This is a genomic window from Acinetobacter sp. SH20PTE14 (assembly GCF_021391555.1).
Classification (GTDB): Bacteria; Pseudomonadota; Gammaproteobacteria; order Pseudomonadales; family Moraxellaceae; genus Acinetobacter; species Acinetobacter amyesii.
In genome coordinates this window covers 740,601-757,160 of record NZ_CP090067.1, presented here as the reverse complement: position 1 = coordinate 757,160, position 16,560 = coordinate 740,601, and the positions used below count along the sequence as shown (strand labels likewise).

Annotated in this window: 17 protein-coding genes and 1 pseudogene; 3 read left to right on the top strand and 15 right to left on the bottom strand. The window is 39.7% G+C overall.

Going from position 1 to position 16,560, the window contains the following annotated elements; translation table 11 throughout:
• Positions 1-14 precede the first annotated feature (14 nt).
• Positions 15-1,181, bottom strand: coding sequence for a low temperature requirement protein A (locus tag LXF01_RS03725; RefSeq protein ID WP_180173136.1), 1,167 nt, complete (start codon positions 1,179-1,181; stop codon positions 15-17).
• 295 nt (positions 1,182-1,476) lie between these two features.
• Here LXF01_RS03725 and LXF01_RS03720 point away from each other — a divergent pair, with 295 nt between their 5' ends.
• A complete protein-coding gene (locus tag LXF01_RS03720; protein WP_233945017.1) occupies positions 1,477-1,929 on the top strand; it encodes a hypothetical protein in 453 nt (150 codons plus the stop codon).
• A gap of 28 nt (positions 1,930-1,957) precedes the next feature.
• On the opposite strand, the gene LXF01_RS03715 is transcribed toward LXF01_RS03720, so the two are convergent.
• Positions 1,958-2,629, bottom strand: coding sequence for an HAD-IA family hydrolase (locus LXF01_RS03715; RefSeq protein WP_180094442.1), 672 nt, complete (start codon positions 2,627-2,629; stop codon positions 1,958-1,960).
• A 98-nt stretch (positions 2,630-2,727) separates the two neighbouring features.
• On the opposite strand from LXF01_RS03715, the gene LXF01_RS03710 reads away from it, so the two are divergent.
• Positions 2,728-3,495, top strand: coding sequence for a hydroxymethylpyrimidine/phosphomethylpyrimidine kinase (locus LXF01_RS03710; RefSeq protein ID WP_078192312.1), 768 nt, complete (start codon positions 2,728-2,730; stop codon positions 3,493-3,495).
• Positions 3,496-3,574: 79 nt separating this feature from the next.
• On the opposite strand, the gene LXF01_RS03705 is transcribed toward LXF01_RS03710, so the two are convergent.
• The 3 genes from LXF01_RS03705 to LXF01_RS03695 form a co-directional block, all read right to left on the bottom strand.
• Positions 3,575-4,627 carry a DUF1176 domain-containing protein gene (locus tag LXF01_RS03705; protein ID WP_180173138.1) on the bottom strand — a complete coding sequence of 351 codons (1,053 nt, stop codon included), beginning with the start codon at positions 4,625-4,627 and terminating at the stop codon, positions 3,575-3,577.
• 90 nt (positions 4,628-4,717) lie between these two features.
• Positions 4,718-7,153, bottom strand: coding sequence for an AI-2E family transporter (locus LXF01_RS03700; RefSeq protein ID WP_233945016.1), 2,436 nt, complete (start codon positions 7,151-7,153; stop codon positions 4,718-4,720).
• A 138-nt stretch (positions 7,154-7,291) separates the two neighbouring features.
• Entirely contained in the window at positions 7,292-7,738 is a 447-nt protein-coding gene (locus tag LXF01_RS03695) for a YybH family protein (protein ID WP_218948040.1), read from the bottom strand.
• Positions 7,739-7,838: 100 nt separating this feature from the next.
• Here LXF01_RS03695 and LXF01_RS03690 point away from each other — a divergent pair.
• A protein-coding gene (locus LXF01_RS03690; RefSeq protein ID WP_085940648.1) for an IS4-like element ISAba1 family transposase occupies positions 7,839-8,929 on the top strand; the annotation gives its coding sequence in 2 pieces (ribosomal slippage) (positions 7,839-8,379 and positions 8,379-8,929; 1,092 coding nt in all).
• A gap of 23 nt (positions 8,930-8,952) precedes the next feature.
• Here LXF01_RS03690 and LXF01_RS03685 read toward each other — a convergent pair.
• From LXF01_RS03685 to LXF01_RS03640, 10 genes and pseudogenes are all read right to left on the bottom strand, one after another.
• Positions 8,953-9,636, bottom strand: coding sequence for a DUF2939 domain-containing protein (locus LXF01_RS03685; RefSeq protein ID WP_180120485.1), 684 nt, complete (start codon positions 9,634-9,636; stop codon positions 8,953-8,955).
• A gap of 238 nt (positions 9,637-9,874) precedes the next feature.
• Positions 9,875-10,159: pseudogene (locus LXF01_RS03680) on the bottom strand (YegP family protein).
• A 260-nt stretch (positions 10,160-10,419) separates the two neighbouring features.
• Positions 10,420-10,782 carry a 5-carboxymethyl-2-hydroxymuconate Delta-isomerase gene (locus LXF01_RS03675; RefSeq protein WP_233945015.1) on the bottom strand — a complete coding sequence of 121 codons (363 nt, stop codon included), beginning with the start codon at positions 10,780-10,782 and terminating at the stop codon, positions 10,420-10,422.
• Positions 10,783-10,944: 162 nt separating this feature from the next.
• Positions 10,945-11,286, bottom strand: coding sequence for a zinc ribbon domain-containing protein YjdM (locus LXF01_RS03670; RefSeq protein WP_078192316.1), 342 nt, complete (start codon positions 11,284-11,286; stop codon positions 10,945-10,947).
• A gap of 157 nt (positions 11,287-11,443) precedes the next feature.
• Entirely contained in the window at positions 11,444-11,812 is a 369-nt protein-coding gene (locus LXF01_RS03665; RefSeq protein ID WP_180055549.1) for a DUF488 domain-containing protein, read from the bottom strand.
• Between the two features lie 45 nt (positions 11,813-11,857).
• Positions 11,858-12,304, bottom strand: a complete 447-nt coding sequence (locus tag LXF01_RS03660; protein ID WP_180173141.1) for an SRPBCC family protein — start codon at positions 12,302-12,304, stop codon at positions 11,858-11,860.
• Between the two features lie 328 nt (positions 12,305-12,632).
• The gene (locus LXF01_RS03655; RefSeq protein ID WP_111884820.1) at positions 12,633-13,019 is read right to left on the bottom strand and encodes a ribonuclease E inhibitor RraB; all 387 of its coding nucleotides are present in this window, start codon (positions 13,017-13,019) and stop codon (positions 12,633-12,635) included.
• 133 nt (positions 13,020-13,152) lie between these two features.
• A complete protein-coding gene (locus LXF01_RS03650) occupies positions 13,153-14,088 on the bottom strand; it encodes a hypothetical protein (protein WP_180101842.1) in 936 nt (311 codons plus the stop codon).
• Positions 14,089-14,585: 497 nt separating this feature from the next.
• Positions 14,586-15,251, bottom strand: coding sequence for a pseudouridine synthase (locus LXF01_RS03645; RefSeq protein WP_078191125.1), 666 nt, complete (start codon positions 15,249-15,251; stop codon positions 14,586-14,588).
• An 85-nt stretch (positions 15,252-15,336) separates the two neighbouring features.
• A complete protein-coding gene (locus tag LXF01_RS03640; RefSeq protein ID WP_180173142.1) occupies positions 15,337-15,795 on the bottom strand; it encodes a GIY-YIG nuclease family protein in 459 nt (152 codons plus the stop codon).
• Positions 15,796-16,560: the final 765 nt, after the last annotated feature.

Sequence of the window (16,560 nt, the reverse complement as noted above, 5' to 3'; positions counted from 1 at the left end):
ATTTTTTTTAATTTTTAATAGAAATAACACTTCGAAAACATCAACCTCAATGCATATACCACTGCCATCGCAAATATTGCATAACCTGCAGGAGTGATAAACAACGGAATACACAAAACAATCACCACGGTTAAAGGATATAAAAGTTTTCTAAAGCCACTTTGATGATGCAATTCATGGAGTAAATATAAACTTGTCGTATAAATCACGAGGCTGATCGCCACAAAGTAGCTTTCTTTTTCAGAACTAATCAGTGCCTCATGCGAAACCACATCGACTGCGGCAGCTAAACTAGCACCAATCGCCGCGATACTAATAAAGACAAAGAAATGTCCATACCCCCAAGTAAATGCCATTTTTCGGCTATTTAAACGCTCTGCAATACTGGTATCAAAATAAGACCACCACATGGTGAACATCATCATCAGGCCGCCTACCATCAAAAAGATCAGTTCAGTACTAAAACGTTGATTCGTTAATGCATCAGTCATCGCAATCGAACAGCCGACAATAGATTCGCCTAAAACGATAATGGTGAGCAGTGAATATCGCTCTGCAATATGATGCGCATGCCACGGTGTACGGCTTGCAGCCTCTGCAAAAACTGGCACAGACAGTTCAGCAATTGCGAGCAAAATGAAAAGATAAACGGTGAAATGCAGTGGTGAAAAATGAAAGAACAGCCACCCCACTTGTACCAGTATGATTCCAAACGCATAGCGTAATGCAGTTTTCCGACGGGACAGATCATGCTTAGCAACGCGAAACCACTGCGTAACTAAGCCGAGACGCATAATGGCATAGCCAATCACAATTACGTCAAAATCCTGCTTTTGAAAAGCGCTTGGAATACCAGCAGCAATGACCAAAGAACCAATAATCTGTACAAAAGTTAAGATTCGATAGAGCGCATCATCATTATCATATGCTGAGGCAAACCAACTAAAGTTCATCCACGCCCACCACAAAGCAAAAAACACCATGCCGTACAGTGTTAACCCCTGAGCCAAATGATTTTCAACAATGGCATGATGCAGTTGCTGCCCTGCGGTGGCGATCGCCACGACAAAGATCAAGTCAAAAAGCAATTCTAAAGAGGTCGCGACACGATGATGCTCATGTGGATCACGTGGGTGCAATGGTTTGAGCCACTGACTAGGGAATAAAAATGATTTGGACATAGCATTCAGCTTTATTATTTTCTGTCTGAATTTTTTCAAAAGCCTGAAATAGTTACAAGGTCGATTACATAAATCAGATGAGAAACAGTTTTCTAGAAAAAGGATAATGGTTTTAAAAACCTACTTAAGCGTTAGATATTTCAATTATGGAAGTAAAAATTCAAAGTGACAAAACTGCGAAAGACGTTTTAAGATAAAAACTCGATAGATCAATGTTTTTTTATATCTCAGCTATATTTTTCTCTAAATTTTAATGACATACTGCTAGTAATTAAAAAAATAATGAAACCGAAAAGTGATGTTAAAAGAAAAATTAGCGTCTTTTCCTGACGCAGTTTGGGTACAGATCCATTATGATCAAATGCAAGTTTTAACGCGTGATCATCAAATTGTAGCTGAACAAAACTGCCCTCTGGCGTTTATAGAACGCGGAAGTTTTGTCCGAAACTATCATGTTGCAGAACAGTGCTTCAACCAACTCATACAACAGATCCACTTCAAGTGGTATGAGTTTGGACAGCCGGTTATTTTTATTCAGTTAAAAGAACGCTTAAGTGAAGAAGTCAGCGCACTCGAACTACAAGCCATTCAAGAAATGGCTCTAAGCGCAAATGCGCATTTTGTATTTGTTTACGACAAACATGGTATCGCACTCGAAGCAGAAACCATCAAAAATGATGAGTCACCTTTGCTCAAATGGTTTTTCTGTGGGGTGATCTTGCTCATTTTGCTGATTATCTTTAAATAATCAGCTTCATTCGCAAGGGTAAATCAAACTACGATACTTTCTGCTGCTGCAATTGCTCAATACTCGAAATCAAATCGTTAAAACGATCAATCACCAGAGCCGGTGCAGCCGTTTGAATTTCTTCTGCACTACCATAACCATAGCTCACAGCAATACTCGGCACAGCATTACGGCGTGCGCCTAAAATATCGTACTCACGGTCTCCCACCATCACACATTCCTTCGCATCCAACTGTTCTTGCTGCAAAATGTATTCAATTAAATCGCCTTTGTTGGTGCGCTCACCGTTCAGTTCACTGCCATAGATCACAGTAAAATATTGTGCCAAATCAAAATGTTCTAAAATTTGGCGGGCATAGACCGTCGGCTTTGCTGTAGCAACATACAAGCGAAAACCTTGCTGTTGTAAAGTTGCTAGAGTGTCGGCAACCGCAGGATAGACTTTATTTTCAAATAAGCCGGTCACTGCAAAGCGCTCGCGATAACCAAGTAAAGCCTGATCTGCAAGTACATTATGCACATCGACATTGAGGATTTTGGCCAAAGAGGCTTTCAAAGGTGGTCCAATGATCCAATCGATATTGGTCTCATCCGAAATGGGATGTCCAATTTTCGCCAGTCCATAGCGTGCTGAAGTGGTAATGCCAACTTTTGGATCTGTTAATGTTCCATCGAGATCAATCAATATATTCTTAATCACAGCTTTTACCTTATCCATTCACTTCTGCAAAAATACTATCGAGTGTTCGCTCAAAGTTGCCTATACTATCGCAAATTTTGTTTAATAAGGACATCATTGTGCGCCCTACTGTACTGTGCTTTTCAGGTCTTGACCCTTCAGGTGGTGCAGGACTGCAAGCGGACATTGAAGCCATTGGTCAAAGTGGTGCACATGCTGCCATTGCGTGTACAGCGTTAACCGTTCAAAACTCACAACAAGTGTATTCGTTTGAAGCGACCTCTCGTGAGTTATTGCTGGCCCAAGCACATGCTGTCGTCGGTGACCTCCCTATTCGCTGTGTAAAATCAGGAATGCTAGGAACGACTGAAAATATCGCGGCTCTCGCTGAGTTTTTACGTGAACATCCCGAATATCATTATGTTCTCGACCCCGTTTTAGTTGCCAATAGTGGTGGTTCTTTGGGCGATCAAGCAACTTTGGTCAAAGCCTTTGCGGAATTGATTCCGCTTGCCACTGTGCTTACACCTAATACCGTAGAATTACGCGCACTCACAGGTGAAGACGACATATCTAAAGCTACAGCAAAACTTTTTGCGATGGGCGCTCAAGCGGTATTAGTAAAAGGTGGCCATGAAAATACGCCAGACTATATCCAAAACTCGTTGTACATTCAGGGTGAATTAGTCTCTGAAACCCGTTGTCCACGACTAGATGGGGAATATCACGGTTCTGGCTGCTCATTGGCGAGTTTTATTGCTGGGCGTTTAGCCTTAGGTGATGAGCTCAAAGCAGCTGTTCATCATGCCGAAACATGGCTATTTGGTGTGTTGAAAATCGCTGAATCACCTGTTGTGGGCGGACAAAAAATTCCAAAACGTTTTTAGTATTGTTGGTTATTCATGTTAAGCCGATAAAAACTACTTTATATGATTTAAAAGCCCTGTATATCAGGGCTTTTTGTAATTAAGAGTCGAGTTGAACCCAATATACTAAGGTTGGAATTTCCCATGCACCGCCAGCAAATCCTTTGCACTGTGTGGTTTTTGCCATATAAGTTTGGATAAAGCGCTGACCGTTCCACGACCATTCCCCTTTACTTTGACAATCACCAATGCCTCGTCCACGTTGGTTGGAGAAAATTTGTCCTTCACTAAACCCACTTCCAGAAAAGGTCACGGATTGTTTGATTTGCTTTAAGTTACGATCCATCAGCCAATAGCCATTACCACTGTTATATGCCCCACGCCAACATGGCACTTCGACCAAGGCATTTTTTCCATTGATTGGAAACACCACGACTCGATCATCCTCTAAGAAATTTGCATCAAAGAGTTGAGGACAATCTTCTACTGTCGTTTTTTTCTTTATCAATCCAAATAATTGTTTGGCTGTGGGCGCATTGACGGCATACCGTGTTTGTAAGCCCTTACTATAATTTTGAATATACACTTTCGGAATACTTTTCGGTTTGAGTACATTGGCCGAACTGCTATTGGCTTTACGCAATAATGCCGAATTTGTCCCTATGCGCTTTTGAAAATCATCCATACGGAGCAAAACCGCACTAGCGCCCTGCACAGACAATAACCATGTTTTGTTGTTGCCTTTCCACACAATTGGTTGGTTGGCTTGTAAGGCTTGAATCAGTTTTTGAGTTTGAGCTGCACTTAACTGACCTTCCGCAGTTTTGGCATCAAGCTGCACAGTTCCCTGATTTTTACCTAAAATGTAAAGTTGAAGTGGTTTTTTTGCCGCATTGAAGGTTTCAGGATCGAGTTTCACTCGTGCGCTGACTTGGGCTTGAGCGCCCGCGGCACGTTGTAATAACAAGGAAATAGCGGGCTGATTGCCCTCCGCTTGATAACCTGCAACGCGACATGTCCCCGTATTATCACAAGCGATTTCCCAATCCTTATGTGAAAAATAATTTCCTTGAATTTGAGCAAAACTCACACTACAAGCCAATGCAGCAACGTAGCCCAATAAAAGTTGCCAGATGACATTATTTTTGTTCATGTCTTTGGCTCAAAATAATTATATTAGAGCCATCTTAGAATGCTTTTCATTGAAACTCCAGTTTAAATGGATCTGCTACATAATTTAAATTTATAGAGTTGAATCATTCAGTTGCTGTATCTCTTCACATTTTTTTCGCTTCGCATTTTCATCACTGAGCGTATTCATCAAATCTGCCGCTAGGTCTTTTAAAAGACTCATATCATCATCGGTCATTTGATTCGGCTGCCGATCTAAAACACAGAAACTTCCCAATGCCACCCCATTACGGTCTCTAAGTGCAACACCTGCATAAAAGCGAATGCGGTTATGCATCAATTCAGGTAAATGCGCAAAGCGTGGGTCACGTTGTAAGTCTTCAATAATCAAGCGTTCATTTTGATATACCAAATGGCTGCAGATTGAGTCTTGTTTCGACTGGCGCACCTGCATCGGTTGCTCGGTAGCCTTAGCCAAAGGGCTACCTGGTGTATAGACCCAGTCTTGCTTGACCCAAGAAATTTGTGCATATTTCACATCGAAGGCTTGTCGGGCTTCGTCAATATATTGTTCATAAATCGGTAAATTCCGATCATCCAAAACATTCAGTTCTTCTAATGCTTTTAAGCGTTGTGCTTCAACGCTAGGATCAGGCTCATCCAACCAAGACTCACCATGCGTCAATTGAAAAGCTTCAATGGTTAATATCAAATCATTCATATTATTGACTACAGCATCGACAGTGAAATTTTCTTTGATCGCATCTAATTGGGATATCTCATCACAGCTCCACAGTGCAAAAATCAGTTTTTTATCTGGAAACTGTGCCTTAAAAAAATGGCTTAATAGACGGATTTGAGCTTCAGGTGCTGTATGGAAAATCGAAATACATACGATCTGAATATCCTCTTGGATATCATCTATACTTTGATGCTGATTTTGAATCAATACGTCGCTAAATGCCTGAGCCGGAATACCCCTTAAACTTAGGCCATGCGCCAACATAGCCGATACTTGAACATCAATTTCCCAACGTGCCCCGATACATAACACCGCTGCTTTCTGATCCTGCTGTGCCACTGGATATGCCCGTTGAAAACTATGATTAAACAGTTTTAATCCCTGATGTAAACGTAGTCGATGTTCAGCACTGGCCTCGGTGTTGTGGCCTCTCGAAAAAATCCGTATGGCTGGAATCGCGACTTTGGCATAAAACGCATTAACCCGACGTGCCTTGATTTCATCCGTCGCATCCTTCGGTAACTTTTCAGCAATAAAAGTCTGTGCAACATCCATGGCATCTTGCACATCATCAGCGACTAATCTTTGATAGAAGCGCTCATGCGGTGCCAATGCAGGCGTACTACCGATCAGGGTTTTAATAAAACCTAAGGATGGTACATAGCTCGAAAGCACCAATAAACACGCGGTTAAAGGCGTCGATAAAATCAAACCAATCGGCCCCCACATAGCCGTCCAAAACATGGCAGCAATAATAATGGCTAAGGTTGAAAGTCCGGTACTTTCCCCATATAACCAAGGCTCAATAATATTATTACTGACCAACTCCAAGAGCAAAATTAAACCCACTGTCCATAGCACCATATTCCATGTGGGATCTACCGCAAAAGCCAATGCAATGGGGAAAATCGCAGAAATCATTGGGCCGACATAGGGAACAAAGCGCATCACTATCGCCACCATTCCCCACATAATTGCTGCCGGCACCCCAATAAACCAAAGCCCCAAGGCCATCGGAATACCGTAGGTCACATTGACCATCAGCTGCATACGTAAATATTTACCGATACGATTGGCGGCTTCATCGAGTGCGTCTGTTCCGATATTTAAATTGCCGCCCAGCAGCTTAAGGAAACGGTCATGCAAATCTTTCCGATTGACCAAAATCAGAATCACAAATAAAAATACAATACCTGCGGTTGCCAAGGGATTGAGCACCCGCTCACTCCAAGCCATGACCGCTTCAGCCGTGGTTTGTTGTTGTCCCACCACTTCCACTTGCTGCACTTTAGGATTTTTCTCTTCAGGCACCACATCATCTATCGAGTTTTCAACAGTATCTATGGTGGTTTTTGCGCCATCCCAAACACTCGGGCCGCGTGCAAATTGACGAATTGAATCCATTTTCTTTTGAATCGTACCGTGATATTGCGGTAACTCTTGGCTTAATTGCCCCAGTTGATACCCCAAATATGAAGCCGCGCCGGACAAAATCGCCAAAGCCAAACCGACCACAATAAATATCGATGGCATCTGTGGTAGTCCCCAACCTCGGAGTTTCATCACCAAAGGGTCAACTAAAAATGCCAATAAGATTGCGAGTGCCAATGGAATAAAAATATCTTTACCAAGATATAAGGCCGCAATCAGCAAACTGCCGATGATGAATCCTGCCGTGATTCGAATCACTTTATGTAAATCTGTAGGGGGCATTTGCTTCGAGGCGTTCAGGTCTTGTAAGCCTTGCTTTTGACCTGATGGTGATGATTCAAAATCTTGCGCTAATTTATTATTTTTATGATCCATTTTCTTATCCTGAACGATGGTCATTATTTTTTAATTTAGGCTGAAGTTTTAGAACTGCATACGCATTTCATGTAATGATTTGCAAAGAAAAAAAACAGAGCGACATGGCTCTGTTTTCATACTGTGTTTTGAGATGAATTAAAAGATAATTACTTTACTTTGATGAGTCACAATATCCACTGGAACAGAAATATGTTGATGAACGATCTTCCATAGAGACTGCGTTTTTTTCATCCCAATGGTGTTACGACACCACGAGATCCCTGGCGTTGGTATCCCACTCTTATCATCAATTTTGGAATAACAGTGCAGAAAGGCAATATCAGGTTCTGCATGGATGACCAGTTCCCGCCTAAACACCTTTAAACCTTCACGAAAATACTCCCGATAAAATTCCCACATTTTTTGATATGCCATTAAGCCGCGCATTTCACAACTGGCATCAAAAAAGTTCACATCTGCTGCGCAGGATTCAGCAATATTCTCAATTTTCAATTGGCAGATAACCTCATCCCAATTGGCTAAAAATTGCAGAATTTCGTCAGCGGCCTGTTGGTCACCGACTATTTTGATTTTATCTTGCATCTCTGGCACCTATTTCTTTTATTTTTTATCTCTGTACACGACAAAAATAGATAACTCATTGAAATAATGTCACAATAATTGTTTTCTAACGACGAATACTATGACACATCTCAATGAGTTATATCTTATCTTAAACAAATCTCTAAAATGGAACAAGTCACATTTAAAGTGCTTTGCGCTCATCATGCTTGTGATTATTTTAAAGCAAACATGTAATCTTTCTTCTGCATCTAAAGCCTTGCCCATCAAGTGTTTACCACAATCATTTTATCGACGTATGCAGCGCTTCTTTGCAGGTCAGTATTTTGATTATCGTCAAATTTCTCAGTTGATTTTCAATATGTTTTCATTCGACCAAGTGCAACTGACTTTAGATAGAACCAATTGGAAATGGGGAAAACGAAATATTAATATCCTGATGCTCGCAATCGTTTATCGTGGAATAGCGATACCTATCCTTTGGACATTGCTTAATAAACGTGGAAATTCAGATACGAAAGAGCGTATTGCTTTGATTCAACGCTTTATAGCCATTTTTGGTAAAGACCGTATTGTGAATGTGTTCGCAGACAGAGAGTTTATCGGTGAGCAGTGGTTTACATGGTTAATTGAACAAGACATCAACTTCTGCATTCGTGTTAAAAAAACTTCATTGTCACCAATCATTTAGGAAAGAATCATAAAATTAGTGATTTATTTCGCCATCTTAAAGTTGGTCAAATTGAATGTCGTAAACGACGGATTTTGGTTGGTCGGGTGAAACTATATATAAGTGCACTACAGTTAGAAAATGGAGAGCTTTTACTCGTCGTTTCTCCTCAGTTTAATGCCAATGCTATTCAGGATTATGCATTACGCTGGGAAATTGAAACCTTATTCAGTTGTCTCAAAGGACGCGGGTTTAATCTTGAAAATACGCGCTTGACAGACCCTAGACGAGTGAAAAAATTGATTGCGGTGTTAGCTATAAGCTTCTGTTGGTGTTACTTAACGGGTGAATGGCAACATAATCAAAAAAAAGCGATAAAAATAAAGAAGCATGGACGACTCTCAATGAGTTTATTTCGCTATGGTTTAGACTATGTTCAAATGGCGATTCAGCGTTTAATTGGTTTTGGGAAAAAAGAAGAGTTTAAGGAAATTTTGGCAATTTTAAGAAAGCAGAATCCTGATAGGATAAGGGTTCTGTGAAATTTGTCGTGTACAGAGATTTTTTATGAAGCATTATTCTGTGAGGCGTTTGGAAGTTGAATTTCAACGATCTTCCAGCTCCAACCGCGGCGTTGCATTCTAAATACGGTATATGTTGCTTCGCTTAGGCCTTGGAGCGGCACATACAGATCAAATCGATTCCAAGCACTATAGCTTGCTTTGGGTTCAAGGGACTGGCTTTGTTTTAAAGCGACAGTAGTTGGAGTTGCATCCTTTTTGGATGATGTTGATGTATGAGGTTGTTCTGCGACCTTATTTTCAGCATGAGTGAATAGTTCAATCCCTGAGCTAATCATGCTCGGATCGGTTAGTTGGGTTATTTCTGGTAATTGGATCGACTCTTTTAATGCTTTGCCTTGTAAAAGCAGCATGATACTGTTTGGATTGACCAGACTGTCGACCAGCGTTGCACTGAGGACTGTGCTGAGCTGCCCACCCCACGACTGAGCGAATTCGGGTAAATGCTGTAGCCCAGTTTTCTGTTGAATGAGGTCTTTAACTTGTGGTTTTAGACTCGATTTGACTGTCGCAAAATCGATATATTGAGCAATTTTTTCAGGTTGATTGTGCTCATAGGCTTGACGTATTTGGTACAGCACCCAATACGGAGACGCAATCATCCAACCCAAGACGATGATCAAGATCGCAATGAGCCCATAATACAAAATATGATTCTGCTTATTCATCGTTCACCACTCTAGCCAGTGAAGTTGTGGTACTTCCTTGTACCGTTAAATAAGCCTGATCTAGATTGAATAGCATCCAACCTAACAGCGCTTATCTGAGAACCATATAGCTTTTGATCTTGTGATTTTGACGAGCCTTCTGGTTTGTTCATCTCGCTTTGGCTGTCTTAATCAGGTTGTTTCAAATTTAAGCTGTTAATTCTCTAATTTGGGTATTCGCACCATGGGTTTTAACTGACTAAATGCGTTTATCGCGCGATTGCTCACTGGCATAAAATTGGCTGATCCCAATAATATGATGGTTTGCCGCTTTCAGATTGAAATATGGTTTACCATTATTAACATTCAGTCGTTCAAAGCGACTATCATCTGCACTGTTGTTTTGTACAGACTCAATCCCATTTTGTGATGATGCTTACACTTTATATCATTCACTCGTTAAAATGATTTCACCGTTCCATGCTTTTAATAGAAAACGAAACTGCTGATCATTAGAATGAGTGATCTGGTAGCATTCCGACATATGTTACCCCTTCATTTTCATTGTTTTATCTATTATTCGATCAGGATTTATTGTTGGAAATTCAACCTGATCTACAGAATATAAATGAACTCGGTCACATTTTTCAATGTCTTTTTTGATCAGTGTCAAGGCTTAAAATTTAATCACTAAGAAAATGTTTTTCAATAAATAATTCCAATCAAAAAAACCGACCGAAGTCGGATTTCATTATGCTGTATTTGTGAATAGATATGCTTTACTCAACGCATTGAATAAAGGCCTTAAGGACTGAGGATCTGCTTTGAATACGTCGCTTTATTCATTTCTAATATTTCCACACAAAGTTGCACTTCTATTGCTGGAGCTGTGACATGTTGTTTCATCACGTCCAATAACAACAATGAAATTTGCTTTTGCACTTCGACCGTTCTACCCGTCAATAATGAAACTTTGGCATGCATATACGCATGTTGAGCGTGTTCATCCAAACCCACAACAAAATCTTGCTGAGCTACAGCACGGCTCTTAATATCATTGATGGCACTGACATGACCCGATTCAAATAAGGCAGCGTTTAGCGCTTTAAGTAAAGGACGAGGCTCAAGCTCAAGGTTATTGGAATATTCCAAATGAATATGCGGCATAGTAAAGACATTTCAAACCTGTAATGCTTCTATTATGCAGGCTGAAAAGTAAAATCTATAGCGGATTAGTTATCTATTTCATGTTTAAGTAGTCATCCCAAGCCAAGTGTAGACTTCGCTTAGGATGATTGGAAGTTGCTTTAGAGCGAACAATAACGAAAATTAAACTTTTTTCACGTATTCAGATTTGAGTTTCATTGCTCCGATACCATCAATTTTACAGTCAATGTCATGGCCATCTGTTGCATCAGCTAAAAGACGGATATTTTTAACTTTTGTGCCCACTTTCACCACTGAGGATGAACCTTTAATTTTAAGGTCTTTCACCACAGTAACCGTGTCACCATCGGTCAATACATTGCCATTGGCGTCTTTAATCAGCACCTGTTCATCTGCAGCGCTTTCGCCTTCACGCCATTCGTGTGAGCATTCAGGACAAATCAGTAAATCACCATCATTATAGGTATATTCAGAATTACATTGGGGACAATTGGGTAAAGACATAAAAGACCTCAAAAAAAGATGGACGCAAAAATCCATAAAAACTTAATATAACATTTTTATGTATTTCATAAACTTAAAAACCATAAATTTCGTATGGTTTAATCACCTTGTGAAGGTCGTAAATTTCACAACGCTACAGCACTTGAAGGTTTAAATTTTAGATCTCTAATGAGGTATTTAATATTAAAGCTTTTAAGATATGCGCATGATTTTTATCCATATGTTTGGCCGCTGTGAGTAAGGTCAGGGGCTCCTCTTTTTCCCATGCGCGCAGTTGTTCTAACTCGGCTTGATTGGGTTGTATTTCTTGCAAATAGCGCTGTTTAAATTCGTCCCAACGAGAAGCCATTGCCTCGTCTTGATGATACCAACGACGTAAATCTGTCGATGGCGTCAATGCCTTCGGCCACAAATCTAGCTCTGCGCTCACTTTACTGATACCTCGCGGCCACAAGCGATCGACTAATATGCGTTTCCCGTCATCTGGACTGATCTCATCATAAATACGTTTAATGTGTACAGTCATTAAGCCCTCCTTCGCCTATTTATAGTTTTTCGATCATTCTTCAAATTATTCATCGGGGATCGCTGGATTCACTAAAAAAGCCAGTAACTGTAAAGACTCCTGCCAACCTAAATAACAGGCATCTGGTGGAATAACGCTCGGCAACCCTGCCTGTACAATCGTCACTTCGGTTCCTACTGATACCGCTTTAAACTCAACAGTGACTTCGATTTCACCGGCTAACTCTGGCATATCAAATTGGTCTGTATAGCGCAGTAAATGATTCGGCACGACATCATGATAATCACCATGAAAAGCGTGTGTGGTTCCCGTTGAAAAATTTTGAAACGACATACGGTACGAGCCACCTACACGCACATCCGAATGTTCCACATGGGCAGTAAATCCATGCGGTGCCATCCATTTAACCAAAGCATCTGGCTCCACAAAGGCACGATAAACGCGCTCTACAGGCGCACTAAAAACACGATGTAATCGAACAGTATTGCTCATGATGATGTCCTTTTTCATTGTTTTCACTGAATCATCCACATGCATTCACCCTCGCTTTATCGTCAATTTTTATCACACTGAAACGTTCTAAATGAAACAGCTTTGAAACGTGCGAGAAAGGTTATTGCTGTTCAATACTATAGCGAATCCTACAGATTGATCCCATCACTTTAACGCAATGCCTTGTTATGTTTTGTGAGCTGCATTCATATTAACTTGAATTTAAATTGTTTAAAAATATATACTTAACTCAACATCCCTACAATTTAAAAAATAAAAACCCAGTTAAATCACTGGGTTCTTATTTCTAACGATACAATAGTGAGACTTAGCTCAATTGTGCTTCATCTTCATCCAGATCATCATCTTCATAGATATAAGCCATACAACCCCAACCGTCATATTCGCCTGAATGTTGTTCTGCAATTTTAATAAACCACTGCTCTAAATCGACAATATCTTCATAATCAGGCTCCATATAAACATAGACCGTGATAATCCATTCCACGCGATCTGATTCTTCATCTTGGAACAACGAAATTTTTTGCTCTTCTTTCAATAAATACAATGCACACTGTTCAGCCTGCGCTTCGTTCGAAAAGGCAATTGAATATTCGATTTCGTGCGGCACAGATAAATCATCACCATCTTGCTGCATCTGCCACAGCACATTGCCATTATCATCATCTGGAAATTGTTTAAAATCACGAGTCATTGTACTTTCCCTTATCGTTTATGAATTTTATTCTGTTGACTTAGATTAACGGATAATTGTTGCAATTTGCATTAGCTAAATCTCTTTAATCAGAAATAGAACGCCGAAGTGATCTTTCTGATAACAATTCAAATTAAACCACAACATCCATGTGGGCCTGAGTTTCTTTAAGATGTAAAACCAAAGCTGCCATTTTCAATTCTTCTAAGCGTAATTGTAGATAACTGTCGAGTACCCGTGCCTGACTAAAATGTACACCATGCGCATTGAGCAAGGTGAAATCATCCGCCAAAGCCTGCAATAGCTCACCTAAGTTTTTGGTATTTAATTGGGCTAAATACAAATCAGCACGACTATTAAACACCAATGTAAATAATTGCATCGCAGCCAAACGACGTTCTTCATCTACATAATTACATTTTGCAGTCGATTGCTGCTCCATTGCATCAATCATTTTGCAACGTACCGCAGTCAAATTTTGCTTTGCCGCAGATTCATTCATGCCATCCATCAGCTGATCTAAAATACTCTGTAAAGGTAAAAAGAATGCTGACTGATAGCCCCGTATTTTGTTGTCCAAAGCACGGTTGATGTTTTCCAAATGCTGCTGATCCAGCGCTTGGCTATACAAACCCTTTAACTCGGCACGGGCTTGTTCCTGTATTTGTGATTTAGCTCTTTCTTGATATTTGCTCAAATACTGACGCACTTGTTCGATCTGTGCGCGAATATCATTCAACATGATATCGGCATTGGCTTTGGTGACTTCCACCAAACCATCAGCCTGTAAAGTTCGATACTCAACATATTGTTCAATCTCTACAATATGTTGATATTTTGCTACTTTATCGACTTGGATTTTGAGCCCACAGTTTTGAATACGTAATTGACTGATTTCATAATTCAATTCATCTTGCTGGGACTCTGTTTCAGCCAGTTTTAGCCGCGTACGGTCGAAGTTTTCCTGCAGTGAACGTAGGGTTTTATCATTTTTCAATTTGCGGTTATAAACAAAAAGGAGAGCCACAATTAATAGGATGATAAGGACGATTAAAGCAATATTGATCATTTGCCAATCCTCAAAATAAGCTTCAATAATTTAAGTTTATTCCCCAAAACAAACCTAAGTTACAAAAGTTAAAATCTATAATTCATTTCATATTAGCAGAACAAATGCAAAAAACCGTATTTATCTGACCAAATACACACTTGCACACAATTCAACTAAAATACTGTTTTAAATCAATTTAATAAAAAATTTTCATATTAAAAAATAATCAATCAATATTCTTTAGAAAATATAATAAAACTTTAGAAATGGTATTTATTTACTAAAAGATACAAAGAAACTTAATATTAATCTTTGTAAATATTTCACACACTTTATAGAGATATTTAAATTATTTATATATCCCCAGAATTGGGGATATGTTGTACATCATTATTCATTTTTAAAGCAGAAAAATCTATTTAAGGCTGTAATTATTCTTAGCTTGCTAAGCTACACAAAATTTTCAATGCAACATAGCAGATTTTAAGAACAATGAGCATTCACATGAATATGCTTTAAAATTCTGCTGCGCAATGAATATGAACAGCTTGTTGGGTTAAGGGCTGGGTAAATGCCAGATCGCAAGCATGTAACGCCATCCGTCCGAGTGAGCTTTGCTTTGCATTCGGGTGATACAGTTGATCCCCTGTAATGGGGTGCCCAATATGCATCATGTGTACACGTAGCTGATGAGAACGCCCTGTCACTGGCGTTAATAATACTCGGCTAATGTCTTTGCTTGCGTCATAGCTAATGGCTTGATACAAGGTTTTTGAGGGTTTTCCCAATTCAAAATGCACCATCTGTCGTGGGCGATTTTCCCAGTCCGTAATGAGGGGCACTTCAACACTGCCCTCACCTTCAAGTTTGCCCTGAACCAAAGCTACATATTGCTTTTGAACCGTTCGCGCTTGGAACATTTTACTCACCGCCACTTCTGCATCGCGGTGTTTCGCAAACATCAAAATGCCTGATGTTGCCATGTCTAAACGATGGGTAATCTTTGCTGCAGGATACTGTTCCAAAACTCGAAGATAGGCACTGTCATGATGCTCAGGCAAACGTCCCGGAACCGACAGCAATTCCGCCGGTTTTTCGATGACAACCAAGTCTGCATCTTCATACAAAATACGTAGAGGACCTTGAGGCGGCGCATAGACAAAGTTGGGATCTAAAGGCATGGACAGACTGTGTACTGGGAGAATGTCGGCAAAATAACAACTGACTAATTCGCTGTCAATCGACTTTAACCGATCAGGTCTAACCCTAACGATTATTGGTCCCCAATTTACCAAAGGCTGGTGCTAATGAATGAGATAAATCATCCTCCAGTAACTGTAAGATGCTTGCACTCGTGGTTAAAGGATACTGATGTAGTGTGATGCGATATATGCCCTGAAACCACTGCGACAAATGCAAGGCATAAGTTTGTTTAGGCCCAAGACCTAAATGCTGTTTTAAACGATTCTTTATACCTGTCCGTGATGATCCAACATACAGAATGTGATTGGGTTGATTTAACTTGGCACAGGCATGGGTTTTCAATGCCTTAAATGCAGCATAGTCCTGATATGTCTGCTGTATATCGCCACTAACCTGCTCTATCACATAAATATAATGTGCGTGTAGAGCAAGATCATCAAAGCTTGAAAACTCAAATATACGCTCAGCTTTAGTCTGCTGTGCCTGCAGACAATCCTGTATCAATTGATTCAGATAACCCATATCAAAATTATTTAAAATTTAGATAGTTAAGCATAACAACTTTGTGAAAAAGGACAATCCGAAGCTTAGATTAAGTTTGAGTTGTTCTGAGTGATATTTATTACATCAGCAATGATCAAAGTTTGTCTGGAATGAATGCGAAGTTTGGAATTTTGAAAAAGATGGAAGGATTTATTATTCGATTGAATTCTTAAAAATTTTTTAGGGTGTAAGAGAAAACAGTATTGTTTACTTCAACTATCATCACTTTGTAAGTCATGATCTTATAGCCTATAAACTTCTGGTTTATAGCGTCCTAAGCTGAATCGAGACCTTTTGGGTGAGTACTGTACACGTGTTTTGCACCACTGACAGCATGCTACTCTTTTCAATCTCTATCACACCCTTGAGATATATAGTAGTGGTATCGATGAGGGATTGTTTCCCTGAAAATTACTATTTTTGACTTATTTTAAAAATATTTTTCACATTTAAAGATATATTGAAAATATTTTCTTCTTGTATCATGTTTTAGCATTTTTTCCATCTTATAAATGACTTTTCCCGAGAATTTTCGCCATAACTTAGTACTCAAACCATCGGGATCATTTGAATTCTAGACAGGACTTTTAACCAATGAGAACTTGTATTGAAATGAGTTCTCCAATTGGATTAAGAGTCAATAATGCATACCACAGCGAGATTTGAAAATTGAGGTGTGCTTAAAAAAAGTAGCAAAAAGCACAGAGGCTATTCAATGCGATGAAAATGAAATTCGTTCAGATT

What these genes read in the sequence shown, in the direction of transcription:
- LXF01_RS03725 (WP_180173136.1), bottom strand. Translation starts at nt 1,181, where the DNA reads ATGTCCAAATCATTTTTATTCCCTAGTCAGTGGCTCAAACCATTGCAC.
- LXF01_RS03705 (WP_180173138.1), bottom strand. Translation starts at nt 4,627, where the DNA reads ATGAACAAAAATAATGTCATCTGGCAACTTTTATTGGGCTACGTTGCT.
- LXF01_RS03700 (WP_233945016.1), bottom strand. Translation starts at nt 7,153, where the DNA reads ATGGATCATAAAAATAATAAATTAGCGCAAGATTTTGAATCATCACCA.
- LXF01_RS03695 (WP_218948040.1), bottom strand. Translation starts at nt 7,738, where the DNA reads ATGCAAGATAAAATCAAAATAGTCGGTGACCAACAGGCCGCTGACGAA.
- LXF01_RS03685 (WP_180120485.1), bottom strand. Translation starts at nt 9,636, where the DNA reads ATGAATAAGCAGAATCATATTTTGTATTATGGGCTCATTGCGATCTTG.
- LXF01_RS03675 (WP_233945015.1), bottom strand. Translation starts at nt 10,782, where the DNA reads ATGCCGCATATTCATTTGGAATATTCCAATAACCTTGAGCTTGAGCCT.
- LXF01_RS03670 (WP_078192316.1), bottom strand. Translation starts at nt 11,286, where the DNA reads ATGTCTTTACCCAATTGTCCCCAATGTAATTCTGAATATACCTATAAT.
- LXF01_RS03665 (WP_180055549.1), bottom strand. Translation starts at nt 11,812, where the DNA reads ATGACTGTACACATTAAACGTATTTATGATGAGATCAGTCCAGATGAC.
- LXF01_RS03660 (WP_180173141.1), bottom strand. Translation starts at nt 12,304, where the DNA reads ATGAGCAATACTGTTCGATTACATCGTGTTTTTAGTGCGCCTGTAGAG.
- LXF01_RS03655 (WP_111884820.1), bottom strand. Translation starts at nt 13,019, where the DNA reads ATGACTCGTGATTTTAAACAATTTCCAGATGATGATAATGGCAATGTG.
- LXF01_RS03650 (WP_180101842.1), bottom strand. Translation starts at nt 14,088, where the DNA reads ATGATCAATATTGCTTTAATCGTCCTTATCATCCTATTAATTGTGGCT.
- LXF01_RS03645 (WP_078191125.1), bottom strand. Translation starts at nt 15,251, where the DNA reads ATGCCTTTAGATCCCAACTTTGTCTATGCGCCGCCTCAAGGTCCTCTA.
- LXF01_RS03640 (WP_180173142.1), bottom strand. Translation starts at nt 15,795, where the DNA reads ATGGGTTATCTGAATCAATTGATACAGGATTGTCTGCAGGCACAGCAG.